Here is a 10,467-nt window from a genome sequence, read left to right on the forward strand (position 1 = left end):
TAATCATTATTTGTTTACTCAATCGCAGGATTCATTATTTGAATCGCCTCTCTGAATTCATTATAAGGTACACCGGATGCAGAATAATAATTTCTTCCTAGATAGAATACTCCACAACCGCCTTTACGCCCCTTTGACGGCTCCCAGCGCGCATAGTTCATCAATTGTCCCCCATCTTCATAGAAAACTCCAAAGGATTCGCAATAAATCATTTTCTCCGAAGGAAGATTGGATGGTTCGCTCAAAAAACCTGTTTGATTACTATAAGCCTGTTGGACAATATAATCACAATAAGGAGCAATATCGGCCGAAGGAGACCCACTAAAATAATCAACAATCAGCAACATATCCGGTTGTTTTCCCTTCGGTCCGAAAGTTTCGCCAATGATGGTTACCAATCTTATCAAGTCTTCACTGCTCCAACCTTCCCAGTCAATATCTACACCATTCAGCTCACCATCCACTACCTGTTTGATAATCCACTTAGCATAAGCTGCCATTACTTCATCGCTCGGACTAGAACCTCCCATATCATAATCCACACCGTCAACCGTAAACTGATGCCGATAGTTGGAAGCATCGGCGTGCATAACAAAGCGAGTGCCCAACTTTTCCTGACAATACTTCATGTCCTGATAGGCAATGGGATGAGTTTCCGCCGTCGGTATGCCCATCCAAAGATTTACAATATCAATGCTGTCGGGCAATCCCACCATACGTTCTCCCCATGAAGCGGGATCTTTATATCCGGTAACACCTTCGATAGGCGACCAACCCTCATAATAGGCGTAACTTATTTCATGATCACTTTTTTTAAAATCACGCAGATTCTGGAAATATTGTTCATCATAAGTCTTCAATTTCTGAATCTCCATGTTTTCAACATCCGTATCGCAACTATAAAAACCGAACGTTGCAATGAAGGAAATGAATAAACTTGTTATTTTTGTTTTCATACGTAACTGTTTTTTAGATTTAAACAATGTTCTCTTACCCATCAGCGAGCCTTCTTGTCCCACCAAAGTTTGGTTCCGCCATTGTCCGGACCACCTAAGGCAGCTTTACCGCTACTTACTCCCGCCGCATTATTTGACTTCTCATCGCGGGTATATGGCAAACGACGAACTTGCAAATCCGTATCCACTGTTCCATTACTACTATTTCGCACTACCGGTATCAATTCAGGATAGCCTGTACGACGATATTCACTCCAGCCTTCAGGACCGTCAGGATAAATCGCAATCCATTTCTGTGTGATAATACGTTCCAACTGTCCTTCAAAACTTGCGGCAGCATCCCACGCCGGAGTTACAGTAGTGCTGAAAGAATAATTATCACTGCCCACATTATCATCAAATGCGCCCGGTACGGATGTATTGTCCGCCAGATAGCTGTCAGCACTGCCCGCACCAGTTTCTTCAAATGACATCCGTACACCGGCTTCATAGAAAGATTGTGCCGTACCCGTGCCCATATTCCAACCCCTCAACGCACCTTCCGCACGCAAAAAGAAAGATTCCGCAGCCGTCATCCAGACCACAGGAGTAGAAGCACGGTCAATATTAAAGTTCGAAATCTTATTGCCTTGATAATTGCTCATATTACTAGTAGTAATACCAATGCGCACGCCATGATAACCACCATCATCACTTGCTGCAATAAAATAACGACTGACACGAGGGTCGTTCAATCCGTTCAGATATGAAACGATGCTGGCTCCCGGACGACAATCTCCGGAATTAAAATTATAAGCTATCTCATGCAGCGGATGATGGTATTCCAATGTATTGTGGGATAATTGCGCACGATCGGCAGTACTCTCTATGAGACCATACATATTTTGAACAGACTTTTCAGCCTCCTGCCTTGCCAATGTCGCATCAGCATAAGCGACACGCATGGCAAGCCTCAAACGTAAAGTGTTGGCAAACTTCACCCATTGCTTTACATCACCGCCATACACATAATCATATTTACTAAGTAATCGCGCGTCGACATTTCCACTGACATAATTGCCTAACACTTCTATCGCATCGTCTAATTCTTCAAAAAACTTGGCATACACTTTATCCAAAGCGTCATACAAGCTGGAAGAGCCGTAGTTTACATACGGAATCGGACCAAACGTATCAGCAATACGATGCATACCTGCTACTTTCACTACAGTAGCCAACGCATCTACTTCCGGCAAATTTTGCTCTGCGGCAAGACTATGAATACTTTGCCACGGAGCCATCACTCCGGTATAAGCATAGTCAAACGTTGCATTTACCCAATTCTCCTGAAAATTATATTGCCCGTTATGGTTGGTAGATCCCAACGTTGCCGCAATATATCCGGAATAGAGATCATGAGAGAGGTTTTGCGCAATCTGATAATCGGAATCAAGGATAGAGCCATCATTAATGAGCACCACCCGGCGCAACATCTGTGAAAAAAAAGCTCCGGTTTTCAAGTTATCCACCTCCATCATCGCATTGGTGACTTCATTCGGATTCACATTGTCCTCGTAATCAATACACGAGGTATTATTGAATAGAAGAAACGACATTCCCAAAATGGAAAGTCTGTTCCATGATAATATTTTATTTAATACCATATCTTCGACTATTAAGAGTTTGGTTAAAAATTAACTTTCACTGAAAATCCCAAATTACGTAAACTGGGCGACATGAACATATCAATCCCCTGAAAGTAAGTACCGGTGCTTGCAGTCAGTTCAGGATCAAACGGTGCTTTTCTATAAAGGAAGAACAAATTCTTACCTATAAATGAAACATTGAGCCCCTTTATCCAGTTTACATACTTATTAATCGGTATGTCATATCCTAAAGACAGTTCCGCCAAACGAACATTGGTAGCGCTATACACATACATGGAACCTATGCCACCTTGAGAACCCGAACCGCCAATCGTCGTATAATAAGCTTCCGCATCAATAGGACGGCCATTTACCAAAGCTCCGCCGTTATCACGCGCGTCCGCTGTCGCCTTTGATGCTCCAAAAGCATCCATAGTGGCTTGCGTTTGAGAAACAACAATACCTCCTACACGTGCGGTAAACAAACATCCTAAGGATATTCCTTTATAGGTAAACGTATTTCCCCAACCCAAATTATATTTAGGGGCACTGTTACCAGCCTTTACAAATTCATCAGACTGCGGGACTACCACCTGATCGGAAGGGTGAACATAAATGGCTCCATGTTCGTCTGTCCGCAATGTGTTTACATAAATATCTCCGATAGAACCTCCTTCGGTCAGTATCATCTTATACATACTGGTACCTCCCATATCAATACGGTCCAAAGAAGTGAGTTCATGCGTGTAAGGATCTTCATAGTTACGCAACAGTTCTACGACTTTATTCTTATTCAATGAATAAGTCAGATAAGTGCTCCAACCGAAGTCTCCCCATTTGTCATCAAAACGCAAAGACAATTCAATACCTTTGTTGTCTACACGACCACCGTTTACGACCTCCGAAGTATATCCCGTCGTTGAAGACAAGGTACGCGTGAAGAATTGATTGTAAGTACGTGACTGATAGAAAGAAGCATCCAGCTTCAGTCTGTTGTTAAAGAAAACAAAGTTTAAACCAGCCTCCCATGATTTGGTACGCTCTGGCTTCAAATGACTGTTCGGACGACGTGTCATTGTTACAGGCGTGCCACCGACCAGACTATAAGTCGGAATGGCCAAAAAGACTTCTGGTGAATTTCCGACTTCCGAATAAGATATACGCGCCTTCATATAGGGCATGATATCACTACTGATAGGAAAGATATCCGTGATGATTCCGGAAAGGCCGACAGAACCATACAGGAATGAAGAAGTATCCGTCCCTTTGAAAGTGGACGACCAGTCATTACGAAGAGTTGCATCCAAATAAGCCCTTGATTTATACCCCAACTGCGCGCTACCGAAAATGGCACGTTTCTTCATGTGATAACCATATTGATTAGCCAAATTCTCACCTGTAGTATCTATATTACCAAAAGTGAATAAATTGGCGGTCGACTTCAATTTACCACCAAAGTAGTCTGATTGGTAATCATTATTTTCAAAATTCGCGCCTGCATTGACCGTCAAGTTATACGTATTATCTACAAAATACTTATTCACATTCAATAGTAACTCTCCATACAACTGCTGGCTCTCGACATTGCTCTTTGAATAGTAACCGTAGTCTGAAGCAAAAAGTGTGTTTGTCCCGGCATCGTACATACGTTCACGGCGTTCATTGTTACGATCCATCTTCACACGTCCCGTCAAATTAATCCAATCGGCAAAATCATACTTCAAAGAAGCCGAAGCCATATAACGGTTTTTATGATTAGGCATTTTGATGCGTTCTGTAATCCAGTAAGGATTCTGCAAAGCCAGATTGGTACTGTAATCCCAATATTGAGTTTGCAGGTTACGTTCTCCGTTGTAACGCTGATAAGCCTGAACTTTGGAAAAATCATCACCGGCAGGGAACAAGTAGAGTGACACTAACGGATTGAAATAAAGCCCTTGAGCCGTCATATTCTGTTCTTTCACGGAACTCAACATAAAGCTAAGATCGAGCGTCAGTTTATCTTTCGCCATTTTTGAGACATTGCGTACCGTAGCATTATAACGTTCAAAGTTATTATTATGAATAATGCCATGCGCATTCGTAGTACCCAAAGAAAGATAAGTCTGATTCTTATCCGTTCCTGTAGACAAACTGGCTGAATTTGTCACGTTGACTCCCGTCTGGAAAAAATCGGCAGGGTCATAACTGCTGGGAGTATTCAGCTTCGATCCCCAACTATAATAACTTCCCGTTTCAGTCTGTCCGTATGTATTTTGAAATTCCGGCAAAACCAACGGAGCGGAGAATGTTGTATTGTTAGATATAGAGACTGTGGTACGTCCTTCCCTACCTTTTTTAGTAGTGATCATCACCACTCCATTGGCAGCGGCACTACCATACAAAGCCGCGGCAGAAGAACCGCTCAATACGGAAATGCTTTCAATATCATCCGGATTCAAGCCGGAAATCGGGTCTCCCGACTGTCCTGCCCCTTCGTAGGAGTCCGTGGGTTGAGTAGAAGCCGCTGTCATATCAATCATGGGAATACCATCCACCACATATAAGGCATTGTTATTTCCATTCAACGACTTGGCACCACGCATTACCACACGTGAAGAACCACCGACACCGGCAGAAGAGCTATTAATAGTAACACCCGCAACCTTACCATTCAAATTGTTTACAAAATTGGCATCAGCGATACGGGTTATTTCATCATTGCTGATCTGCTGAACATTGTAAGACAAGGATTTTGCTTCTTTCTTGATACCCAAAGCAGTAACTACGACCTCATTCAATGTCCTCGTGTCTTCCTGTAATACAACAATAAGTGGATTTTCGTTTACTAGTTTCAGCGTTTTAGTCGTATAACCAACGTAAGAGAATTCCACTACCTCTCCTTCTCTGACACTCAAAGTAAACTTACCGTCAATGTCAGTAATTGTTCCGGTTGCAGCTCCTTTTACTTTCACGTTTACTCCAATCAAAGGATCACCATTACCGTCTTTCACCGTACCTTGTGCCTGAATTACTCTGGCATTTTGGTTGATTCCATTCGATTTGGACAGAATTATCTGTTTATCAATCACCGTATAAGAGATATCCGTACCTCTAAACATGGCATTCAAGACATCAGTAATATTTCCTGATTTACTGTTCACAGAAACAATACGGTTCTTCTGAATTGTTTTATCATTATAGAGAAAAACATAGTCGGACGTCTCCTCTATTTTATTCAGTACCTGTTCTACAGATACATTATTCATTGAAATGGCAACCCGCGTTCGCTGGGCATAGCCATCTTCGGCAGAAAGTTGTAATACTACTGCGAAAAGTAGTGCTAGACTAATCCTCATAACTAACGGAAGTTTTAGATTTAAAGCATATTTAGGACATAATGCTGTAAATGAATGATTTTTTTTCATACATTTGTGGCTAACTAAAGTTTATTACTAAATGAACTATGGTTTGATTTCGGATATCATGTTTGCTAGACTTGTACCGAAAATCTTAAAAACTTGAGGAAGACGGCTGTTGGTAGCAGCTTTCTTCCTTTCTTTTTATTCTCTTGTGTTATTCCATGGGCTTTTATTTTAAAGGTTACTACTCTACTATAAATCTACTCTGATTTTAGTCTTTGACAATGTATCATCCGCCTGCTGCTGCGGTTCTTCGATGTACCATTTTAAACCGCCTGACTTGGCCAGATAATCCAATATCTGCGACAAAGTTTCAGTTCGGAAAGTAGCCCGGTACTTATATTCTTTCCCGGATTTGTTGTTAAACTGAATTTCCACATTGAAGTGTCGTTCCAAACGCTTCAGGATTTCCTCTAATGAAGCATTTCTGAAAATTAGTTTTCCATCTTTCCAAGCTATCTTTCCATAGACATCCACTTTATTTTTTTTCGACTTTTGACTCTGTTTATCGTAAAGCAACTGTTCTCCAGGAGCCAATACAATTGTTTCCTGATTAGGGGTTATCACATTTACCTTACCTTTTTCCAATACTGTTTCTATATAATTATCATCCTCATAAGCAGCTACATTAAATTTGGTACCATAAACATATACGCTCAAGCCATTCGGAGTATTTACATAGAAAGGACGATCTTTGTCTGCCTGCACTTCGAAATATGCTTCACCCTTCAACTCTACCAACCGGTTGTCTTTCTTGAAAGTGGTAGGATAACGCAATGTACTACCTGCATTCAACCATACTACAGAATGATCCGGAAGTTCATAACGTATGACAGAACCGGTAGCAGTTACCACCTCTGCATATTTTTCGTCGGTTTCTGTTCCACTAAAATATAAATATCCCAAAACCAGAGAAGAGAGAAATAAAGGTATAGTCAGAAATGCTGCATAACGCATCAGTTGATTATACATGTTCTTTCTTCTATTAGTTTTTATTTTGGCTTGTGCTTGATAATAGGCACCCAATACATCAATGGATTCCATTTCTTTAATATCATCTCCCAATGCTTGTGCTTTACGGAGCAATGATTCCGGACTCATATTTTCCATATTTTCTTTCAAAATCTTATCTTTTAATTGTAATTACACTTATAATACAACTGAAGCAATTGGAAAAGGACAGCAAAAACAAACTTTTTTTATTTTATTTTTTGAGCCATGCCAAATTGAAGCGGTAATGCAATCGGCTACTAAGGATATGAACCACATTATCAGGAGTTTGTGTTCCTGCAAGATAACCACGTGGTTCAGCATGATTTTCATCCATTTCGAAATATCCCGTCCATGCTCCACCGTTTAAAAAGCGATATTCACCGTCCGTCAGTAGTTTTCTTACCGGCCATGTTTTTCCCTCATCGTAGGAAAGAGCCGCATACATGCCATATCCTTTCTTCACATTTCCATTTTTATCCTTAAATTCCAGACCACGTTCTTCCAAAGGCGTACGTTGCGGATGGTCTGTAAAAGAAACCAATAGCAAAGGTCCTTCATTCAGTCTCATTAAAACAAGACGCTGACCTCCGTCAATAGGAGGGAGTTCGCTTGCTACATATTTCCAGGTCTTTCCCATATCATCTGATATACTCATAGGCATTCGGAGCTTTCCTTCTTTATTCCGTATGCTATTACCACGCCCCATAGCCATCAAACTTCCGTTTCCTAATTGTACAATTCCCGCATGGATGCCTGCGATTGTACTTCCCGTTCCTCCTTCTTTGAAATCCGGCAAAGGAGCACCATCCCAAGGATCGCACCATGTTTTTCCTCCATCTTTACTGATTTGAACAGCTGCCCCATCATGACTGCCAGGACCCGCATCACAGGCTTGAACCAGCCATCCCTCACGTGTGCGAATCGTACCAGCTATTACCTGATGACGTTTGGCATGTTCGGGAGCTATCAGTTTAGGAGTGCTCCATGAAGCACCGTTATCTGTACTGGTACGTAGTACCATTGCGAGATTCTGCCAGTCACCCGATGCTTCCACTCCATTGATATGATACAATTTTCCTTTCCCGTCATTGAGCAAAGCGCTTCCTGTCATATTCCGATCCGGAACCTTAAAGAATAAAGAAGCCACATCCCAATCAGTATGCCCAGCACGCAAGCGGGAACCGAGTACTGTCATCCCTCTCCCATTCTCTTCATTTGCAGAAAACCATATTGCCAGCAAATCTCCATTATCACACCACGTAACTGCAGGCTGATGATTATGTAGATAAAATGGGGTATTCGAATCACATGCCGGACGTACCACAAATGGTATCGGAGGCAAAAACATCGGTGTGATAGCAGATACTTTCTTCCATTTTATAGATGTATTTTCTACAGACTTCTGATTGAACGGGACAGGGGCAGATGTTCCCGATACATTCAAACGAGTATCGGCTTCCACAATTCTAAATCCGGTTTGGGAATGTTTATCTTCCGGGAGCATAGCCAGTCGATTGGCACTTCGCAAGTATTTCTCCGGGGTGTGATGACTCCCTCCTCGAGTGACCCGAAACTCTCCTGTCAATGGTCCTGCCGGGTCTTTCTGCTTTTCTGCGGAATAAGGAGCATACCTATCCAAGCACCATTCTTCCACATTTCCATGCATATCATAAAGCCCGAATGTATTAGGAGGAGTCTGGGCTACTTTTAAAGATACCGGATCAAAGTCACGAACCACTTTTTGATTCCGATGATAAACTGCAGGTAACCCGTCTCCTGTAGAAAATAGTGTGTATGTGCCTGCCCGACAAGCATATTCCCATTCCGCTTCTGTTGGCAAACGATAGTTTCTGCCTTCTTTCCGGCTAAGCCATTCACAAAAGGCAACAGCATCGGAATAACTTACATTGACGACTGCTTCATCATCTTCCAGCGAAACACCGTTTTTTCCTCGTAATGCCCGATGTTCCGGACAGAATGATTCATATTGCGCATTCGTTATTTCAGTAATTCCCATACGAAACGGGCGGGAGATTACTACCTGATGGATAGGAGCCTCATCAAAATCTTCGCCTAATCCGTCACTTCCCATATAAAAACTTCCGGCAGGTATTTCAGCCATCGGAATAAAAGATTTGGAAACTTCTTGAGAATGTATTGGCAAACAAAAGGTTATAGCCAATAAAAAAAACTTGTTTTTCATATTTTAATCCTGTTTATATATAATACAATCAACCTATATACAAAAGGACAGTCTTATCTGATTATTTTCTATTCATTAGGGGTGAAAGCAAAAAAAAGAATCGAAAATGAGGCTTTGATAATTATCTTATTATATATTTGCAACGAAATGAAAAACTACAGAATCTCTAAATAATGAAAATATCTTTTTCCAAACAAACTAAAGAACGGACTTTCAAACAACTTTATGAGGAGTATTACGCCCCATTTTGTCTGTATGCAAAAAGGTTTGTTGATGATAAAGAAACACGTGAAGATATCGTTTCGGATGTATTCACCTCATTATGGGATAAACTGGATACTGATTCTTTTGATCTTCAATCGAACACTGCATTAGCTTACATCAAAATGTGTGTAAAAAATAGCTGCCTGAATTTCCTGAAACATCAGGAATATGAATGGAGCTATGCGGAAAATATACAGAAGAAAGCTCCTGTCTATGAAACAGAACCGGATAGTGTATATACTCTTGATGAGCTATACAGAATGTTGTATGAGACATTAGACAAACTTCCAGAAAACTATCGTACAGTATTTATGAAAAGTTTCTTTGAAGGCAAAACTCATACAGAGATTGCAGAAGAGATGAATCTTAGTGTGAAGTCTATCAATCGATATAAACAAAAAACGATGGAACTTTTACGTAATGAACTAAAAGACTATCTGCCATTGTTACTTTTGTTATTCCATCGCGCATAACACAGCTACTCCTTATCAACACATACAAACTATTACTTGTCCGTCCGGAAAGTATTAATAGTAAAGTTGCTATTGCCTAATAGCAAACTTTCAATCCTTTATATATAAAGTAGCTTTCGACTAATCATAAACTATAATTGCAAGCTTCGTTTTTATAATCAAAGGTTGCATTTATAAAAATGAAACTTGCAATTATATAATCAAAGCTTGCAATTATAGTTTATAATAGATGAAAAGCAAGTTTACAATTAATCCAAAACAAGTTTATCTATAATGAAGAATAACTTTGCTATTAATGATTCAGGCGTAAAATAGCAGTAGATTGTTATACAACTACTATGAGAAATAACGAGAATGAGTATGAGAAATGCCTATTTTTAGGGATAAATCACAGGAAAAGTATGAGAAATGCCAACTTTTAAAAGTATTTCTCATATTCTATTACATTATGTTTCAACAGGTTGACTTATATTCATGAGAATATGAGAAATAGAATTGCCAAATCGGGTTCTTCGTCAAATTTGGTGGTACTTCTTCTATTGTGAATAAATA

General features: G+C 40.4%; 6 protein-coding genes. 1 reads left to right on the top strand and 5 read right to left on the bottom strand.

The window, feature by feature from the left end:
* Positions 1-14: 14 nt before the first annotated feature.
* The 5 genes from DXB58_RS22775 to DXB58_RS22795 all read right to left on the bottom strand — a co-directional run bounded on the left by DXB58_RS22775 (position 15) and on the right by DXB58_RS22795 (position 9,178).
* A complete protein-coding gene (locus DXB58_RS22775; protein ID WP_074557758.1) occupies positions 15-956 on the bottom strand; it encodes a glycoside hydrolase family 18 in 942 nt (313 codons plus the stop codon).
* A 41-nt stretch (positions 957-997) separates the two neighbouring features.
* Positions 998-2,599, bottom strand: coding sequence for a RagB/SusD family nutrient uptake outer membrane protein (locus DXB58_RS22780; protein WP_099146981.1), 1,602 nt, complete (start codon positions 2,597-2,599; stop codon positions 998-1,000).
* 23 nt (positions 2,600-2,622) lie between these two features.
* Positions 2,623-5,919 (bottom strand): SusC/RagA family TonB-linked outer membrane protein, encoded by a 3,297-nt coding sequence (locus DXB58_RS22785; protein WP_074557735.1) that lies wholly within the window; start codon positions 5,917-5,919, stop codon positions 2,623-2,625.
* Between the two features lie 255 nt (positions 5,920-6,174).
* On the bottom strand, positions 6,175-7,092 hold the full coding sequence (locus DXB58_RS22790) for a FecR family protein (protein WP_122138366.1): 918 nt from the start codon (positions 7,090-7,092) through the stop codon (positions 6,175-6,177).
* A gap of 94 nt (positions 7,093-7,186) precedes the next feature.
* Positions 7,187-9,178, bottom strand: coding sequence for an SUMF1/EgtB/PvdO family nonheme iron enzyme (locus DXB58_RS22795; RefSeq protein ID WP_122138361.1), 1,992 nt, complete (start codon positions 9,176-9,178; stop codon positions 7,187-7,189).
* Positions 9,179-9,351: 173 nt separating this feature from the next.
* Here DXB58_RS22795 and DXB58_RS22800 point away from each other — a divergent pair, with 173 nt between their 5' ends.
* Positions 9,352-9,915, top strand: a complete 564-nt coding sequence (locus DXB58_RS22800) for an RNA polymerase sigma-70 factor (RefSeq protein ID WP_122138362.1) — start codon at positions 9,352-9,354, stop codon at positions 9,913-9,915.
* Positions 9,916-10,467: the final 552 nt, after the last annotated feature.

This window comes from Bacteroides sp. OM05-10AA (genome assembly GCF_003439055.1).
Taxonomy (GTDB): Bacteria; Bacteroidota; Bacteroidia; order Bacteroidales; family Bacteroidaceae; genus Bacteroides; species Bacteroides intestinigallinarum.

Coding starts and splice junctions, on each gene's coding strand:
- DXB58_RS22775 (WP_074557758.1), bottom strand. CDS start 956: ATGAAAACAAAAATAACAAGTTTATTCATTTCCTTCATTGCAACGTTC.
- DXB58_RS22795 (WP_122138361.1), bottom strand. CDS start 9,178: ATGAAAAACAAGTTTTTTTTATTGGCTATAACCTTTTGTTTGCCAATA.
- DXB58_RS22800 (WP_122138362.1), top strand. CDS start 9,352: ATGAAAATATCTTTTTCCAAACAAACTAAAGAACGGACTTTCAAACAA.
- DXB58_RS22780 (WP_099146981.1), bottom strand. CDS start 2,599: ATGGTATTAAATAAAATATTATCATGGAACAGACTTTCCATTTTGGGA.
- DXB58_RS22785 (WP_074557735.1), bottom strand. CDS start 5,919: ATGAGGATTAGTCTAGCACTACTTTTCGCAGTAGTATTACAACTTTCT.
- DXB58_RS22790 (WP_122138366.1), bottom strand. CDS start 7,092: ATGGAAAATATGAGTCCGGAATCATTGCTCCGTAAAGCACAAGCATTG.